Source organism: Saccharomonospora marina XMU15 (genome assembly GCF_000244955.1).
GTDB lineage: Bacteria > Actinomycetota > Actinomycetes > Mycobacteriales > Pseudonocardiaceae > Saccharomonospora_A > Saccharomonospora_A marina.
In genome coordinates, this window is record NZ_CM001439.1 from 3,692,986 (window position 1) to 3,709,183 (window position 16,198).

A 16,198-nucleotide genomic window follows, 5' to 3' on the forward strand; every position below is an offset into this window, starting at 1 on the left:
CTCCTGACGAGTTGGTGGCCTACGGTTCGACGGTGACCTTGATGGCCTGTCCACTCGCGACCAGCCGAATGGCTTCGGGCAGGTCGGCCAGCCGCAACCGGTGAGTGATCAGGTCGTCGACGGGCACCTGGCCGGTGGCGATCAACTCCAGCGCCCGCTTGTTGTGCGCCGGACTGGAGCCGTTCGCGCCGACGACGGACAACTCTCGGTAGTGGACCAGGTTGGAGTCCAGGGTGATCGTCGGCCTGTCCTTGGGCAGGCCTCCGAAGAAGCTGATCCGGCCGCTGCGCGCCGCCATCCGCAGCGCGTCCTGCTGCGCGTCGCCCGATGCGGCGGCCGTGATCACCACGTCGGCTCCCCTGCCGTCGGTGATCTTGAGCACCTGGTCGACAGCGTCCACTTCGGACCCACAGATCGCCGCGTCGGGCTCCACAACGGCGGCCGACATGTCGAGCCGGTCCCGGTTCAGCTCGACGAGGAGCACCCGGCGCGCACCACGTGCCCTCGCCAACCGCACGTGCAGGCAGCCGATCGGGCCTGCCCCCACCACGACGACGTCGTCGCCCTCTCCCACCCCCGCCAACTCCTGGCCGTTGTAGACGCAGGCGAGTGGCTCGGCGACCGAAGCCTCGGCGTAGCTCACCCCGTCCGGTATCCGGTTCAACCCGGCCACGGCCAGCACCTGCCTTGGCACGATCAGGAACTCGGCGAACCCACCGTCGTAGTGGTAGCCGACCGAGGTCTGGTTCGGACAGACGGTCGGCCTGCCACGGCGGCAGTCCTGGCACATCCCGCACGGCACCGCGGCGATCACCTGAACCCGGTCGCCGACCGACCAGCCGTCCACGTCGCGACCGGTCTCGACGACCTCACCCGCGATCTCGTGGCCGATCACCCTGGGCGGCACCAGGTGATGGTGGCCGTGGTTGAAGATCTTGACGTCGGTTCCGCAGGTGGAGCACTGCCGGACCCGGAGCTTCACCTCGTCCGGGGCAGGCCGGGGCTCCTCGGCGTCCTCCAGCCGCAGATCCCCGGGCGCGTAGAAGCGCGCGACCTTCATGCGTTGCTGCCCTTCTCTACGGAGGCCAACAGCTGGTGTACGGCCTCGACGGTGGTTGCGGTGCGCAGCCGCTCGGCCTGGCTCGGCTCGGACAGGATCCGGGCCAGCGCCGACAGCACCGTGATGTGCTCGTCGCCCTTGGCCGCGATGGCCACGCACAGGTGCACCCGGCCGCCGTTCCAGTCCACGCCTCGGGGGAACTGCAGCACGCCGAGTGTCGTGCGGCGAACCAGCGCCCGAGCGGCATCGGTTCCGTGCGGGATCGCCACGCCCTCGCCGAGGTAGGTGGACACCGAACGCTCGCGTTCCACCATGGTCGGCGGGTACTCGGGCTCGACGGCACCGAGTTCGAGCAGCAGCGCGCCACACTGTTCGACCGCGTCCCACTTGTCGGCGGCCGTCAGGCCCAACCGAATGCCCTGCTTCGGCAGCACCCCGTCGCTGTCGGTGAGTTCAGCCACGAAGCTCGCCCCCTTCCTTGATGGCCTCGGTGACGGCGTCGAAGGCAGGGTCGGACAGGAACGAGGTGAACTCCACGACCACCGCGTTCGGTGCCGTCGCCCTGGCGCGGTCCGCCAGGTCGATGTGGGTGAGCACCAGTTGCGCGTCGGCGGGAATCTCGCCCACGGAGACGTGCTCGACCCTGACGCCGTGGGGCTCGAGCCTGCCGCGAAGCTGGCCGGCCAGCATGACGCTGCTGCCCATGCCCGCGTCACAGGCGATCAGCACCGTGCTGACGTCCTTGCCGGAGATCACCGCACGCGGCGAGGGCGGCTGCTCGGCCCGCGTGCCTGCCGCCACCTTCGCAGGCGCGGCGGTGGACCCCGCCGTGACCGGCGGTGAGGTGATCGCCTCGTCCGCGCCCCGGCCGAACCGCAGCAGCATCGAGGCCAGCAGGAACGACACACCCGTTGCCACGGCGATCGACAGCAACACGCTGACGTAGCCGCCACGCGGTGTCACCGCGAGGTAGGCGAAGATGCTGCCCGGTGAGGGAACCGCGACCAGCCCCGCGTTGGTGATCATCGCGGTCGCCACCCCCGCCGCGCCGCCACCGATGGCCGCCAGGATCAGGCGTGGCTTCATCAGCACGTACGGGAAGTAGATCTCGTGGATACCGCCGAGGAAGTGGATGATCATCGCACCGGGCACGGTGGCCCGCGACAGCCTCGGACCGAACAGCAGGAACGCGATCAGGATTCCCAGCCCCGGCCCAGGGTTGGTCTCGATCATGAACAACACGCTCTGCCCGGCCTCCGCCGCCTGCGAGAGCCCCAGCGGACTCAGCACGCCGTGGTTGATCGCGTTGTTGAGGAACAGCACCTTGGCCGGTTCGACGATGACCGACACCAGCGGCAGCAGGCTGTTACTGACCAGGAACTCCACACCCTCGCCGGCGGCGGTGGTCAGCGCCTCCACCACGGGGCCGATGGCGACCAGCCCGAGCAGTGCCATCGCGCCGCCGATGATCCCGGCGCTGAAGTTGTTGACCAGCATCTCGAAGCCGGTCCTGATCCTGCCGTCCACCAGGCGGTCGAAGCCCTTCACCGCCAGCGCCGCGAGCGGGCCGATGACCATCGCGCCGAGGAACATCGGCACCTCGGAACCCACGACGACGCCCACGGTGGCCACCGCGCCGACCACCGCGCCGCGCTGGCCGTGCACCAACCTACCGCCGGTGTAGCCGATCAGCAGCGGCAGCAGCATGGTGATCATCGGATCGACCAGCTGCGCCAACGTCTCGTTCGGCAACCAGCCGGTAGGGATGAACAGCGCGGTGATCAAACCCCACGCGATGAAGGCGCCGATGTTCGGCATGATCATCGCCGCGAGGTTTCCGCCGAAACGCTGCACCCGCGCGCGCAGGCTGTCGCCCTGCAAGTGCTTGAGGTCCGCGATATTCGTCATTGAATCTGCTCCATCCCGTGCACTTCGTGTTGGCCGCGCAGCGGCCGCGAGAAGTCCGGCGTCCCGTGGATCCGGACCAGCGACCGGTCGACGTCGACCGGTCCCGGCATCCGGCTGCCCGGCAACCGGACCGCCGCCGCCCCCCATGCCAGCGCCTCGGCAAGTGCGTCCCCACCGGTCACCTCGGCAGCCAGGTAGCCTGCGAGCATCGCGTCACCCGCCCCCACCGAGCTACGACCACCATCCACAGGGGACTCGCCGTACACGGCGCCGCCTTCGTCGACGAGCAGGGCACCGTCCGCACCAAGACTCGCCAGCACCGCCCCCGCACCTGTCGCCAGCATCGCCTTGGCGGCACGGGCCGCATCGGCGACGGTGTCGATCCGCGTGCCGGTCGCCTCGGCCAACTCGTCGCGGTTCGGCTTCACCAGCGCGGGGCCCGCCCGCAATGCCGCACGCAGCGGTGGGCCGGAGGTGTCCACCGCGAACCGCACGCCCAGCGCTGCAAGCCGCTGCCCGAGATCGGCGTAGCAGGTGTCGGCGACCGAGGGTGGGAGGCTGCCACTGGCCACCACCCAATCCGCTCCCTCGGCCGCGGACAGCACCGCGGTGAGGATGGCGTCGAGGTCGGCCTCCGAAAGCGACCCACCCGGCTCGTTGATCTTGGTAACCGTGCCGTCCGGTTCCACCAGGCTGACGTTGGACCTGGTCTGCCCGCTGACCGGGACAGCACACACGTCGATGCCCTCGGCCGACAGCAACGCGACCAGTTCCTCGCCGACGGTGCCGTTGCGCGGCACCACCGCCCGGGAGTCGATGCCGTGCGCGGCGAGTGCCCGCGCCACGTTGACGCCCTTGCCACCAGGGTCGAGCCGGGTGCCGGTCGCCCGCACCAACTCGCCCCTGACCAGCCGCGAGATCTCGATGGTTCGGTCGAGGCTGGGATTCAGCGTCAGCGTCACGATCATGCGGACAGCTCCGGCGTATGTTGTTTTACTCCCGTTTAATCTGTAGATATGTTTGTTTACCTGTCTTCGTCTGCAGGGTCAAGGGAGAATGTCGAGCTGGGGGCTGCGCCCCAGGTCAACGTGAGATGTTGGTTTGACTGGGGTCATCTGCGGGTGTGTTGGCTTGGCGGTAGGCTGGCGCATCAGGTGACCGATTGCCGTCGTCGCCGGAGCCCGCGGTCGGCGATACGGCGGGAGGAGAGCGACGTGTACGCCGAAGAGCGGCAGCAGGCGATCCTGGAGCGAGCCCGCACGCGCGGCAGGGTGGACGTCACCGCACTCGCCGAGGAGTTCTCCGTCACGACCGAGACCATCCGGCGCGATCTGACGTTCCTGGAGCGGCACGGGGTGCTGCGCCGCGTCCATGGTGGCGCCATCCCGGTGGAACGGCTCGGGTTCGAACCCGCGCTCGCCGCGCGTGAGGCGGTGCTGACAGCCGAGAAGGCCCGCATCGCCAAGGCGGCAGTGACCGAACTGCCCAGCGAAGGCAGCATCCTGCTCGACGCGGGTTCGACGACGGCGAGGCTGGCCGAGGAACTGCCCAGCGACCGCGAGCTGACCGTGGTGACGCACTCGGTCAACATCGCGCTCAACCTCGCGGCCCGGCCCAACATCACCGTGATGCTGGTGGGCGGCAGGCTGCGCAGCCGCACGCTGGCGACGGTCGATTCCTGGGCGCTGCACGCTCTCGACGAGATCTTCGTCGACATCGCGTTCTTCGGCACCAACGGAATCTCGGTCGAACGTGGACTGACAACGCCGGACCCGGCCGAAGCGATGATCAAGCGAGCCGCCGTGGCCAGCGCAAGGCGATGCGTGCTCCTCGCCGACCACACCAAGGTGGGCAACGACTACTTCACCCGGTTCGCCGAGCTGAAGGACATCGACACCTTCATCACCGACGACGGGGTGGACAGCGCCGCGGCGGAGGAGATCGAGAAGGCGGGACCGAGGGTGGTCAAGGCCTGAGACGCACCCCGAGGCCGGACGGCGAATTACCTGCTCAGCCTCGGTGGTACTGGGAGAACACGCGTACCGTATCGGTCCTTGCCGTACGGCCGCTGCCGCGGCCTCATCGCACTGATGTCACCGCCACGACATGAGCACCACTCGTTCGGGCGCCGTTTGCACGCGCCGGGCGGGGGTATGAACACCAGCGCCATCGCCGAATCCGCTACCCGTGCTCGCACAGGCGGTCGTCACCGACCCGGTGGACACATTGGACGCTCGCCACGACGAGTGCGACGGTTGGGGTTGCGGACGCCCCGGTTCGTCGGCGCCGGAGCAGTCGGCGATCACGGCGCGAACGCCAGGAAAGGCGGGAGGGGTCAACTGGTGACTGACACGGCGGAGGACGCGGCCGATGACACGCGGCGCACCCGAACCGGGTTCGAGCGGGCGCGCGCACTCGCCGACACGATCCTGTACGAGGGCTACCTGCTGTACCCCTACCGCAAGTCCTCCCCCAAGAACCGGGTGCGGTGGCAGTTCGGCATCGTGGCGCCACGAGGCTGGGTCGAGCGCGAGGGGCCGGTGCCCGAGACCGTGGCAGGCTCCGTCGAGTCGTGGCAGCAGCAGACCGACACCCTGCTGCAAGCCCTACCCGGTGCCCGACACCCGACCGTGCACGTGCGCGTGCGTTTCCTGCAGTGGCTCAGCAGGACCGTGGAGCGCCTTGAGCCCGGCGGCAGGTTCGTGCGAGCGGAATCGCTCGTCGACGACGCGGGGACACCCTGGCTGAGCTTCGACGAGGCCGTGCCTCACGAGTGTGACCTCGTGGCATCGCTGCCGGATCTGCTCGGCGACGGCCTGACCGTGCCGATCGGCGCCGCCGCGGAGGACAGCGTGGAGCGGCTGGGCGAAGCGGGGCGGCTGATTCGCAGGCGGCTGCCGGTCTCGGGGCTGGCCACCCTGCGTGCGCAGCGGTTGGACACTTCCTTCGCCGCCTACCGGCTACGGCTGCGCATCGAGAACACCGACAGTGAAGTAGGACCGGGCGCCACCCGGACCGAGGCGCTGCGACGCTCCCTCATCGCGACCCACGCCCTACTCGGTGGCGACGACGTGACATGGCATTCGCTGACCGACCCACCGGACTGGGCGGCCCCCTACACCCGGGCGTGCCAAAACATTCACACCTTCCCGGTGCTCATCGGTGAAGCGGGTGGCCGCGATGGCATGCTGTCGTCACCGATCCTGCTCTACGACTACCCGGACATCGCTCCGGAAAGCCCTGGCGATCTGCACGACGCCACCGAGATCGACGAGATCCTGTCTCTTCGGACACTCACGCTGACCGAAGCGGAAAAGCGCGAAGCACGAGCCACCGACCCCAGGGCCGCGGCCATCGTCGATCGCGTGGAAGGCATGCCGCAGGAGGTGTTGGCGCGGCTGCACGGGGCGGTTCGCTCGCTGCGCCCGCACCGAAGCCCATCCGGAACTGGTGAAGGAGGCCGAGATGGCTCTGCTTGACGCCGTCGAACTCCTGAAACACGACCACCGAATGGTGGAGCAGCTCTTCCGCGACTACCGGGCAGCCGCGTCCGACCAGCAACGCCGGGGAGTCGTCGAACTCATGATCCGCGAGCTGTCCAAACACGCCGCACTTGAGGAGCTCGTGGTCTATCCACTGGCCAAGGAGGTGTTGCCGGGCGAGCGCGCCGAGATCGACAACCACCTTGCCGAACACCTCGACGTGAAGCGAACACTCGCCGAACTCGACCGGCTGCACGAGGGCGACGAGCGCACCAACGAGCTGATGGCCGAACTCGAACGTGAGATCGGCGAACACGTGCGGGAAGAGGAGGGCGAGCTGCTGTCGAAGCTGCGCGAAAGCCTCGACCAGCAGGCGCTCGACGAACTCGGAGAGGTGCTGGAACAGGCCAAGCACACCGCTCCAACCAGGCCACATCCGCACGCACCCAACGAGCCACCGGCGCTGGCACTGGCCGCGCCGGTGGCGGCCATCTACGACCGGCTCCGCGACCGCCTGCAAGGGAGGCCCCAGACATGAGCATCGAGAGCGGTACCCGCACCTGGCAGCAGGAACCCAGCGCCGCCGGGCGTCGAGAAGGGTTCGACGAGATCACCATCCTGTGGATCTCCGAGGGGATGAGCTGCGACGGCGACACGGTGTCCATGACCGCGTCGGGCCAGCCCGCGATCGAGGACCTCGTACTGGGGCTCATCCCCGGACTGCCGAAGGTGAACCTGCACAACAAGGTGCTCTCACCGAGCGAGGGTGGCGAGGACTTCCTGCGCCCGTTCCGCGCCGCCGCGCGGGGCGAGCTGGAGCCCTTCATTCTCGTGATCGAGGGATCCATCCCCAACCAGAACATCATCTCCGGCGACGGCTTCTGGACCTCCTTCGGCAACGACCTCGAGACCGGGGAGCCGCTGACGCTGAACTGGTGGCTCGACCAACTCGCCCCCAAGGCCTGGGCGGTGGTGGCGGCCGGTACCTGCGCGACCTACGGCGGCATTCACGCGATGGCCGGAAACCCGACCGGCTCCATGGGACTGGCCGACTACCTCGGCTGGGACTTCAAGTCGGCAGGTGCGCTGCCGATCGTCAACGTGCCCGGCTGCCCGATCCAGCCGGAGAATTTCATGGAGACACTCACCTGGGTGCTCTACCACGCGGCGGGCAGCGCACCCCCGCCCCCGCTGGACGAGAAGTTGCGCCCGCAGTGGCTGTTCGGCAAGACCGTGCACGAGGGTTGTGACCGCGCCGCTTACTACGAGCAGTCCGACTTCGCCAAGGACTACAACTCACCCAAGTGCCAGGTGAAGGTCGGCTGCTGGGGTCCGGTCGTCAACTGCAACGTTCCCAAGCGCGGCTGGATGTCGGGAGTGGGTGGTTGTCCCAACGTCGGTGGGATCTGCATCGCCTGCACCATGCCCGGGTTCCCGGACATGTTCATGCCCTTCATGGACGAACCGACGGGGGCGGGCCTTTCGTCGATTCTCAACAAACCGTACGGGGCGTTCATCCGGCGGATGCGTGCCATCACCAACTACCCGGCCAACCAAGAACCCAAGTGGCACCACAACGGACCCGAGCTGACCAGCGGCTACGACCCGTACTGGCGACCGGGTCGCAAGTCGGACGACCGCAGCCCAGCCCGAGCAGGAGGACAGCAGCGATGACGGCCACGCAGCCAAAGACCAGCGCCACGCAGGAGGAGAGCCAGCTGGTCGAGATGTCGTGGGATCCGATCACCCGGATCATCGGCAATCTCGGTGTCTACACCAAGATCGACTTCACCAACCGCAGGGTCGCCGAGTGCCACAGCACGTCCTCGCTGTTTCGCGGCTACTCGGTGTTCATGAAGGGCAAGGATCCTAGGGACGCCGGTTTCATCACCACCCGGATCTGCGGCATCTGCGGCGACAACCACACCACCTGCTCACACTACGCGCAGCAGATGGCCTACGGGATCAAGCCTCCCCCGCTGGCCGAGACCATAGTGAATCTCGGTGAGGCCGCCGAGTACATGTTCGACCACACCATCTTCCAGGACAACATGGTGTTCGTGGACTTCTGCGAGGCCATGCTGAAGGAGACCAACCCCGGCGTGCTGCGCCAGGCGGAGAACACCCAGGCGCCGGGCGCCGAGATCCACGGCTACCGCACCATCGCCGACATCATGCGCGCCTTCAACCCGTTCGAGGGCGCGGTGTACAAGGAGGCGCTCCAGGTCAGCCGCGTGACCAGGGAGATGTTCTGCAAGATGGAGGGCCGCCACGTCCATCCCTCCACAATGTACCCGGGCGGTGTCGGCACGATGCCGGAACCGACCACCTTCACCGACTACCTCTCCCGGCTGATCGGCATCCTCGACTTCGTGAAGAAGGCCGTCGCGATGAACGACGACGTCTTCGACTTCTTCTACGAGGCACTGCCCGGCTACGAGGAGGTCGGCAGGAGGCGGGTGCTGCTGGGCTGCTGGGGCGCCTGGAACAACCCCGACGTGTGCGACTACCGCTACGAGTCGATGAACACCTGGGGCAAGGCGATGTACGTCACGCCGGGCATCATCGTCGACGGGGAGCTGGTCACCAACAACCTGATCGACATCAACCTGGGCATGCGCATCCTGCTCGGCAGCTCCTACTACGAGGACTGGGTCAACGAGGAACCTTTCGTCACCCATGACCCGCTCGGCAACCCCGTCGACATGCGGCACCCGTGGAACCAGACGACCGTCCCCGTGCCGCAGAAGCGGGACTTCGACAACAACTACAGCTGGGTGATGAGTCCACGGTGGTTCGACGGCAAGGACCACCTGCCACTGGACACCGGCGGTGGCCCGCTGGCCCGGCTGTGGTCGACGGCGCTGTCGCGGCTGGTGGACACGCCCTACGTCAAGTCCACCGGCTCCGGCGTGCGGATCACCCTGCCGAGGAGCGATCAACTGCCTGAGATGACACTGGAATGGACCATCCCGAAGGACAAGGAAGGCAGGCCGCTGTCCAACGCGATCGAACGCGACCGAGCCCGCTCCTACTTCGTCGCCTACGCCGCCGCCATGTCGCTGCACTTCCTGGACCAGGCGATGGGACTCGTCCGTGCGGGCGACACCCGGGTGTTCACCGACTTCGAGGTGCCCGACGAGGCGGTCGGCTGCGGCTTCCACGAGGCGGTCCGGGGCGTGCTGTCGCACCACATGGTCATCAAGGACAAGAAGATCGCCAACTACCACCCCTACCCGCCGACGCCGTGGAATGCCAGCCCCAGGGACAGCTACGGCACACCGGGCCCCTACGAGGACGCCGTGCAGGACACGCCCATCTTCGAGGAGAACGGCCCGAAGAACTTCAAGGGCGTCGACATCATGCGGTCGGTACGCAGCTTCGACCCGTGCCTGCCCTGCGGGGTCCACATGTACCTCGGCGGCGGCCGGGAACTGAGGAAGCTGCACTCGCCCACTCTCGGAGGAATCAATGGGTGAGTCGCAGCGGCTCGACGACGCGGAGGTCCAGCGGCGACTGGCCCGGCTCGACGAGATGCTCGACCAGGTCGAACGGATGCCGGGCCCTACCGCGGAATCGGCTGTGGAGGCCGTGCGGACGCTGACCGAAGTGTACGGCGAGGCACTGGCGCGGGTGCTGGACGCGGCAGGCACGACACAGGCGGAGGCGCTGTGCGCCGACGAGTTGCTCAGCCACCTGTTCGTGCTTCACGGCATCCATCCGGGTTCGCTCGCAGACCGCGTCGAGCGGGCGTTGGCCTATGTCAGGCCACACCTCGAGCGCAAAGGGGGCAGGGTGGAGCGCGCGTCGATCGACTCCGGCGTCGCGCAGATACGCCTGCTGCCGGGCGGCTGCGGTAGCTGTTCCTCGCCGGAGTCGTCGCCGGAACTGGAGCGGGCGGTGAGGGAGTCGGTGCTCTCGCTGGCGCCCGAACTCACCGAGGTGCGCATCGTGACCGACTCCGCGGACGAACGTTCACCGTCGTTGATCCCTGTGGACGCGCTGCTGGCCCGCACCGCCACGGCGACCGGGAGCAGCGGATGAAGGCGACAGCGCTGGAACGGATCGTCCGCATGTCGCCTCGCGAGCCCATCCGGACCGACGAACAGTGCGAGCTGTGCGCAGCGCCTGTCGAGCACACCCATCGTCACCTGCTCGACGTCCGGGGCGGCGAGGTGCTGTGCGCCTGCCAGGCGTGCTGGTTGCTGTTCGACCGCGAGCAGGCCGGCGATGGCCGCTACCGCCAGATACCGAGGCGGCGGCTGCGGCTGCCCACCCTGCCGGTGGAGAAGCTGGGCGTGCCGGTCGGGCTGGCGTTCGTCGTCACCCGCGCCGACGGGTCCGCGCTGGCGCACTATCCCAGCCCGGCCGGCCCGACCCGCTGGGAAGTCGACCGCGAAGCGTGGCTGCAGGTGGTCGCGGACTGTCCGCGACTGCGCGACCTGCGCACCGACGTGGAGGCCGTGCTGGTCAACACCGCACGCGGGCACGACGAGCGCTGGATCGTACCGGTCGACGACTGTTACCGGCTCACCGCGATCATCCGGGGTGAGTGGAGGGGACTGTCCGGAGGCGACACGGTGTGGCCGCGAATCGACCGCTTCTTCAGCGAGTTGACCGAGCGACCGTAGAGCGATCACGGAGGAGGACAGATGGGCAGCATCCGGGTCGGCAAACCCGACACCAAGCCGGACTCGCCGAGCCACGTCGGTGGCATCAACCAGGGCAACGAGGGCCCCTACGACAAGCAGCCGGGCCACCACCGTGACGGCACGGCGGACGCGCGGCGCTCGACCGGGATCAACCCGAAGCGACACGACGCGATCCTGAAGAGCATGCCGAACCTGCCGCCGGGGTGAACGAGTCGCGCAAACACGACAGGAAGGAATCGAGTCATGGCCAAGCGAGCACTGCTCGCGCAAGCCGCTCTGCTCGCGGCGGGTGTCGCGGCGCTGGCGGTGCGTGAGTTTCCCGGGCTGATTCGCGAGATCAGGATGTGGCGCATGGCTACGCTGCGCCGCAGTCCTCGCCACTGACCACGGCGGCCGTGTAGTGCGACCGATCGGGGGTATCCATCGGTGACACCGCAATCCGCCGAGTGAAAGACCGAGCCGATGGACGCGATCGAACTACTCCGCAAAGACCACGAGAACGTGCTGGCCATGCTGCGACGGCTCGAGGAGACACCCACGACCGACACGGGTGCGAGTGACGACGCGCTGCAAGCCCGCGACCAGCTGGTGACCGAGCTTGTCGTGGCCGAGTCGCAGCACGAGGCGGTGGAGGAGCAATTCTTCTGGCCGATGGTTCGCGACTCCGTACCCGGCGGCGACGAGCTGGCCTCGCAGGCGCTGGAGCAGGAATCCGCGGCCAAGGACGTGCTCGACGCGCTGGACAAGACGCCACCGACGGACCCGCGGTTCGAGGAGCTGATCGAGCAGGTTGTCCGCGACGGGCGCGAGCACATCGAGTTCGAGCAGGATCAGGTGTGGCCCAGGGTTCGGCAGACACTGAGCGAGGACCAGCTTCAAGAACTCGGTGACAAGATGGCGAAGGCGAAGCGCACCGCGCCGACGCGGCCACACCCTGCCACCCCTTCCACACCCGGCGCGCAGAAGAGCGCGGGCCCGGTGGCGGCGATGTTCGACAAGCTGCGCGACGCGATGAGCGGGCGCCGGGGCTGAGCCGAAGGCGGCACACCGACCGACGTTGGGTGGCCCGCGGTGTCCGATGCGTTCCACCGGACACCGCGGGCCACGAAACCTACTCGGGTTTACTCGGATTCATTCAGGCTGCGGGTAGCTTCGTGACGACGGCCTTGGCGATCGTGGCCGACTTCTCGCACGCGCCCGCGGCGTCCACGCCACCGCCCGTCTCGGCGTCGTAGGTGATCGAGACGATCTCACCGAAGGCGTCGCTCTGGTCCTCTCGCGGTGTCTTGATGTGCCGCCACGAGGTCCGGCACGACACGTCGCTGTCGCCCGTCTCCTGCTCCTGGATGGCCGTCACGCCACCAGGCAGTTCAAGCGGGTCACCGGAGTCGGCGGGGACCGAACCCGTGAGGCTCACACCGATCATCGGATACGACTCCCCCTCGGGGGAGAGGTAGCAGGTGTGCAGGTCCATCACATCGCGCTCGGCGGCACCGCCAAGCAACTCGCCCAGCACCTGCTGATCGACGACCTCGCAGGGATCGACGGTCAGCACCGAGCCAGCGGGCTGCTTGTACTGCGGTGGGTCGGAGTGCAACGTGCGTACCACCTTTTCCAGCGCGCTGCGGCCCGCCGCGCAGGCGTCCCCTCCGGCGTGGTTCACCTGGAAGTTGATGCCCAGTTCCGCCTCGAACGACGTGACCGCGGTGACGTAGCACGTCTCCTCGTCCGACTTGTCCACGATGAGCGGTAGTCCGTCCACCTTCTCGGTCGGGTCGTCGACGATCACCACGTTGTCACCGACGCGCAGGGTCATCTCGACCACGCCGCCGCTGGAGCTGTTGACCTCGACGGCACATTCGGCCCAGTCCACTTCGTGCAGGCTGTCCGGCACGATGGTGCCGACCTCGGCCAGGTTCTCCTCCGACAGGAGTCCGCAGGGGTCGACGGTGCGCAGTGCGGCCGCCTCGACGGCGGGGTCGTTGATCGCGGGCTTGCTGCTGCTCGACTCGGCCGCGCCAGCCGTCCGGTCGTCGTCGGAGGCGCCCCCAGCGCATCCCGCGGCGAGTCCGAGCGCTATCACGGCGGCGGCCAGGATCGGCCGCCGCACCAATCTGTTGATCATTGGCGAGACGCTAGCAGAACCGGACAGTCGTTCGCGGGGCATACCGGCTAACTCGGACGGACCGCCCACGGGCAGGCACGATGTGTCCACGTGACCACGGCACGCCACCGGAGCGGTGCGCGCCCGCGTGGTCTGGTAGTAAGGGTGCGTGCCATCGCAGCAGGCCCGCAGGTCCACCAGGATCGACGTCGAGCGCAACCGCGCGAACCTGCTCGACGCGGCCGTCGAGGCGATGACCCACGACCCCGACTGGTCCATGGCCGACGTCGCCAGGGCGGCCAACCTCACCCGCGCCACGCTCTACCGGCACTTCGGCACCAGGGAGAAGCTGCTCGAGGCGATGCGCGAGGACGCACTGACCCGCGCGGGCGCAGCGATCAAGGGTTCGCGACTCGACCAGGGCAGCGCGCTGGAAGCCCTTCGCCGCGCGGTGGAGGCCGTGCTGGCTCAGGGCGCACGGTTCCGGCCACTGCTGGAGGAGGGGTTCGAGCAGAGCACCTCCTTCCTGCGGCAGCGGCAGCGGGTGTTCGCTCCGCTGCTGGAGGTCGTCAGGCGGGGCCAGCGGGATGGCCAGATCCGGACCGACCTCCCGGCCGAGTGGGTGCTCAGCGTGCTGATGTCGCTGCTCACCACAGCCGTGCGCGTGTCGGCGGCACCATGGCATCGCGGCAGCGGCGACCACTCCCTCACCGAGTTGACCTTCACCACCCTGACCGAAGGCATCACGCCACACCGCTGATCACCCCGCGAGTCCCCCGCTCCCGCCCGCGAGTTCTGCGCTCAGAACCGGCACGGAACCCAGCAGGCGGGCGCAAGCACGCCCGGCGAGAGCGCCAAAGCCGCCATTCGACACCGGCTCGGTGATCCCCATCCAGACAAAACTAGACTTTGATGTCTCACTTTGGCTAGGCTGTCGCCGCCACGCTCCTGAACCGCGGTTGGAGGAACATGTTCGAGACGGTCTTCGGCCTGCCCGTGCACCCACTCGTCGTACACGCCACCGTGGTGGTCGTTCCGCTGGCGGCCGTGCTGGTGGTACTGGCGGCGGTGTGGCCACGGTTTCGCGGGGCGAGCGCGTTCTGGCCGCTCGCGATCAGCCTGACGGCGCTGGCACTCGTCCCGGTGTCGGTTGAATCGGGGCAGAGTCTCGCGCAACGCAGCGATCCGAGTCCGCTCATCGAGTCCCATCAGGAACTGGGAGAGGGGCTGCTGCCCTGGGTCGGTGCCGTCGTTCTCGCCGCGGCCGGACTGCTGTGGCTGCGTGCTCGCGAGGCTCGCCCACCGGGCGAGAGCGGGAAAAGGCGGCAGCGACTCGCCGCACTCGGACTCGCGGTACTCGCCCTGGCCAGCGGCATTGGCACCACCGTCCAGATCGTCCGGATCGGACACAGCGGTGCCGAATCGGTGTGGACGAGCGAGGCCTCCCGGTGAGCGCGCGGGAGCCGGACGTCGACGTGCTCGTCGTCGGCGCAGGGCCAACCGGGCTCACCGCCGCGTGCGAGGCGATGCGCCACGGACTGACCGTACGGATCGTCGACCGCAAGCCACACCGCTCCTCCTACTCCAAGGCGCTGGTGGCGCACGCGCGCACACTCGAGGTCTTCGAGGCGATGGGTGTGGCCAAAGCTGTGGTGGCACAGGGAATTCCGTTCGCCGCACTCAACCCCCGCGCCGGCGCGCGGGGCCGAGCCAGACGCATCGACCTGCTCGAGTTGCCGTGGGGCGACACCGCCTACCCCTACTGGCTGTCGATCCCGCAGTACGCGACGGAACGGGTGCTGGAGGAGCACCTGGAGTTGCTCGGCGCGCGAGTGGATTGGCGGGTCGGTCTGCACGGGGTGCGCGAGCACGAGGGGCATGTCGAGGCACGACTGGAACACGATGACGGAACATCGGAAGTGGTGCGCTCCCGGTGGTTGCTGGGATGCGACGGCGCTCGCAGCAGCGTGCGGGAACAGGCCGGGCTGAGGCTGCGCCGCGAGGCCACCGGAGTGACGTTCGTGCTGGCCGATGTCAAGACCACCACGGAACTTCCGGAGGACGAGGGACATGTCTTCCTCTCGCCGCAGGGTTTGCTCCTGATCGTGCCGATGCCGGAGCCAGGCCGCTGGCGCATCATCGCCCACGAACCGCGACCGGCGTCCACCACGATCGACGCGGAGTTTCTCGACACGCTGATCCGCCAGCGCTGCGGGCTCGAGTTCGGCAGTCACGCGGTCACCTGGACATCCCGGTTCGATCTGAGCAACGGGGTCGCCGATCGGTACCGCAGTGGCAGGGTGTTCCTCGCCGGGGACGCCGCGCACGTGCACAGCCCGGTCGGCGGCCAGGGGCTCAACACCGGTGTGCAGGACGCCCACAACCTGCTGTGGAAGCTCGCGGCGGCGCGTGACGCGCCGCCGCAAACCGCGCAGGCCCTGCTCGACAGCTACGACGCGGAGCGGAGGCCGGTTGCCGAGCAGATGGTGTCGGCCACCGCCAGGGCGACCGGTTTGCTCACCCGCCGCAGCGGCACGCTTCGCCGGGTGCTTGGAAGGCTGGCGCCGGTGGTGCTGGCGCGGCCTCGAGTCCGGGCCCGGCTGGGACGGAACGTGGGGATGCTGGAGGTCGCCTACCGGCGCGGCCCCGCGCTCGGCGGCGGCTCGTGGTCGGGGCGCCGCATGCCCAATCCGGTGCTGAGCACGGGCGGGCGGTTGCACGAGCGACTGGATCCGCTGCGCCCGACGTGGGTGGTCACGGGGCTACCGACATCAGCCGTGCCCGCCTCGGACGCACCGGGCTGGCGCGGCTTTCCGGTCCTGCAGCTGCCCGCCGAGGAACTGCCGGACTCGGCTGTACCGCCGGTGGCCCTGGTCCGCCCGGATCGCTACATCGCTACATCGGCCACCACCGTCGAGCGCGCCTGGGCCGCGCTGCCATCCGACACCTTCCACGGCGGTGCCGGGTCCGGCGAGTGAGCCGGACCCGGCAC

The 16,198-nt window shown here is 68.6% G+C and carries 18 protein-coding genes; 13 read left to right on the plus strand and 5 right to left on the minus strand.

Annotated elements, in window-relative coordinates:
* Positions 1–19 precede the first annotated feature (19 nt).
* Genes SACMADRAFT_RS17480 through pfkB form a run of 4 tightly spaced genes read right to left on the minus strand, consistent with a single transcriptional unit; the run spans position 20 to position 3,936 of the window.
* Positions 20–1,060 carry a zinc-dependent dehydrogenase gene (locus tag SACMADRAFT_RS17480; RefSeq protein ID WP_009155157.1) on the minus strand — a complete coding sequence of 347 codons (1,041 nt, stop codon included), beginning with the start codon at positions 1,058–1,060 and terminating at the stop codon, positions 20–22.
* Positions 1,057–1,521: a PTS sugar transporter subunit IIA gene (locus SACMADRAFT_RS17485; RefSeq protein WP_009155158.1), complete on the minus strand. Its 465-nt coding sequence runs from the start codon at positions 1,519–1,521 to the stop codon at positions 1,057–1,059. The genes SACMADRAFT_RS17480 and SACMADRAFT_RS17485 overlap by 4 nt, the downstream gene beginning before the upstream one ends.
* Positions 1,514–2,968 carry a PTS mannitol transporter subunit IICB gene (locus tag SACMADRAFT_RS17490; protein WP_009155159.1) on the minus strand — a complete coding sequence of 485 codons (1,455 nt, stop codon included), beginning with the start codon at positions 2,966–2,968 and terminating at the stop codon, positions 1,514–1,516. Before SACMADRAFT_RS17490 ends, SACMADRAFT_RS17485 begins: the two co-directional genes overlap by 8 nt.
* Positions 2,965–3,936: a 1-phosphofructokinase gene (pfkB, locus tag SACMADRAFT_RS17495; RefSeq protein ID WP_009155160.1), complete on the minus strand. Its 972-nt coding sequence runs from the start codon at positions 3,934–3,936 to the stop codon at positions 2,965–2,967. Before pfkB ends, SACMADRAFT_RS17490 begins: the two co-directional genes overlap by 4 nt.
* Positions 3,937–4,182: 246 nt before the next feature.
* On the opposite strand from pfkB, the gene SACMADRAFT_RS17500 reads away from it, so the two are divergent.
* The 10 genes from SACMADRAFT_RS17500 to SACMADRAFT_RS17540 all read left to right on the plus strand — a co-directional run bounded on the left by SACMADRAFT_RS17500 (position 4,183) and on the right by SACMADRAFT_RS17540 (position 12,134).
* The gene (locus SACMADRAFT_RS17500) at positions 4,183–4,944 is read left to right on the plus strand and encodes a DeoR/GlpR family DNA-binding transcription regulator (RefSeq protein WP_009155161.1); all 762 of its coding nucleotides are present in this window, start codon (positions 4,183–4,185) and stop codon (positions 4,942–4,944) included.
* 366 nt (positions 4,945–5,310) lie between these two features.
* The gene (locus SACMADRAFT_RS17505; protein WP_009155162.1) at positions 5,311–6,447 is read left to right on the plus strand and encodes a hypothetical protein; all 1,137 of its coding nucleotides are present in this window, start codon (positions 5,311–5,313) and stop codon (positions 6,445–6,447) included.
* Positions 6,434–6,988, plus strand: coding sequence for a hemerythrin domain-containing protein (locus SACMADRAFT_RS17510; protein WP_009155163.1), 555 nt, complete (start codon positions 6,434–6,436; stop codon positions 6,986–6,988). Before SACMADRAFT_RS17505 ends, SACMADRAFT_RS17510 begins: the two co-directional genes overlap by 14 nt.
* 98 nt (positions 6,989–7,086) lie before the next feature.
* Positions 7,087–8,124 (plus strand): NADH-quinone oxidoreductase subunit B family protein, encoded by a 1,038-nt coding sequence (locus SACMADRAFT_RS17515; protein ID WP_232285622.1) that lies wholly within the window; start codon positions 7,087–7,089, stop codon positions 8,122–8,124.
* The gene (locus SACMADRAFT_RS17520; RefSeq protein WP_009155165.1) at positions 8,121–9,929 is read left to right on the plus strand and encodes a nickel-dependent hydrogenase large subunit; all 1,809 of its coding nucleotides are present in this window, start codon (positions 8,121–8,123) and stop codon (positions 9,927–9,929) included. Before SACMADRAFT_RS17515 ends, SACMADRAFT_RS17520 begins: the two co-directional genes overlap by 4 nt.
* The gene (locus SACMADRAFT_RS17525; protein WP_009155166.1) at positions 9,922–10,494 is read left to right on the plus strand and encodes a NifU family protein; all 573 of its coding nucleotides are present in this window, start codon (positions 9,922–9,924) and stop codon (positions 10,492–10,494) included. The genes SACMADRAFT_RS17520 and SACMADRAFT_RS17525 overlap by 8 nt, the downstream gene beginning before the upstream one ends.
* Complete coding sequence (locus SACMADRAFT_RS17530; RefSeq protein WP_009155167.1) at positions 10,491–11,081, plus strand: DUF5947 family protein; 591 nt, start codon at positions 10,491–10,493, stop codon at positions 11,079–11,081. Before SACMADRAFT_RS17525 ends, SACMADRAFT_RS17530 begins: the two co-directional genes overlap by 4 nt.
* Positions 11,082–11,102: 21 nt before the next feature.
* Positions 11,103–11,309 carry a hypothetical protein gene (locus SACMADRAFT_RS17535; protein ID WP_009155168.1) on the plus strand — a complete coding sequence of 69 codons (207 nt, stop codon included), beginning with the start codon at positions 11,103–11,105 and terminating at the stop codon, positions 11,307–11,309.
* 36 nt (positions 11,310–11,345) lie between these two features.
* Positions 11,346–11,486 (plus strand): hypothetical protein, encoded by a 141-nt coding sequence (locus tag SACMADRAFT_RS30465; protein ID WP_009155169.1) that lies wholly within the window; start codon positions 11,346–11,348, stop codon positions 11,484–11,486.
* 78 nt (positions 11,487–11,564) lie between these two features.
* Positions 11,565–12,134: a hemerythrin domain-containing protein gene (locus SACMADRAFT_RS17540; protein WP_009155170.1), complete on the plus strand. Its 570-nt coding sequence runs from the start codon at positions 11,565–11,567 to the stop codon at positions 12,132–12,134.
* Between the two features lie 103 nt (positions 12,135–12,237).
* Here the strand turns inward: SACMADRAFT_RS17540 and SACMADRAFT_RS17545 are convergent, their stop codons facing one another.
* On the minus strand, positions 12,238–13,227 hold the full coding sequence (locus SACMADRAFT_RS17545; protein WP_009155171.1) for a DUF3558 family protein: 990 nt from the start codon (positions 13,225–13,227) through the stop codon (positions 12,238–12,240).
* A 148-nt stretch (positions 13,228–13,375) separates the two neighbouring features.
* Here SACMADRAFT_RS17545 and SACMADRAFT_RS17550 point away from each other — a divergent pair, with 148 nt between their 5' ends.
* From SACMADRAFT_RS17550 to SACMADRAFT_RS17560, 3 genes are all read left to right on the plus strand, one after another.
* Positions 13,376–13,966: a TetR/AcrR family transcriptional regulator gene (locus SACMADRAFT_RS17550; RefSeq protein ID WP_009155172.1), complete on the plus strand. Its 591-nt coding sequence runs from the start codon at positions 13,376–13,378 to the stop codon at positions 13,964–13,966.
* Positions 13,967–14,175: 209 nt separating this feature from the next.
* The gene (locus SACMADRAFT_RS30000; protein ID WP_009155173.1) at positions 14,176–14,658 is read left to right on the plus strand and encodes a DUF2231 domain-containing protein; all 483 of its coding nucleotides are present in this window, start codon (positions 14,176–14,178) and stop codon (positions 14,656–14,658) included.
* A complete protein-coding gene (locus SACMADRAFT_RS17560) occupies positions 14,655–16,184 on the plus strand; it encodes an FAD-dependent monooxygenase (protein WP_009155174.1) in 1,530 nt (509 codons plus the stop codon). Before SACMADRAFT_RS30000 ends, SACMADRAFT_RS17560 begins: the two co-directional genes overlap by 4 nt.
* Positions 16,185–16,198 lie beyond the last annotated feature (14 nt).